The organism is Arthrobacter pascens (genome assembly GCF_017052465.1).
GTDB lineage: Bacteria > Actinomycetota > Actinomycetes > Actinomycetales > Micrococcaceae > Arthrobacter > Arthrobacter pascens.
Window position 1 is genome coordinate 1 of sequence record NZ_JAFHKT010000002.1, and the last position, 326, is coordinate 326.

Sequence of the window (326 nt, forward strand, 5' to 3'; positions counted from 1 at the left end):
CCGAGGCCGCCGATCAGCAGGGCCCCGTTGCTCGCGGTGCTCACCCCGGGAACGGCGTTGCTGGTGGCCGAGAGCGGGGCGTTGTCTGCTCTGGAGAGGGTTCTGTCAAGCGGCGTGGTGGTGTTCACGCCGGTTTATGCGATGCTGCCGCCGCCCCACTTCACCGCCGTGCTCATCGTCCAGCTGTAGGTGCGGCGGTCGGAGTAACCGGCATCCAGGTAGTATGCGAAGACGAGGGCGCCTCTGCTGATGTTCAGCCCGTTGGTGATCGCGGTCCAGCCGGCCGGGACGGTGGCGGTGGGGTTCTTGTCCGCGGTGAACGAGGC

The 326-nt window shown here is 67.8% G+C and carries 1 protein-coding gene; it reads right to left on the reverse strand.

Annotated features, from left to right (window positions below):
• Nucleotides 1–134 precede the first annotated feature (134 nt).
• Nucleotides 135–326: hypothetical protein (locus tag JYA52_RS00010; protein WP_205651140.1), on the reverse strand; the 192-nt coding region annotated here is incomplete at its 5' end.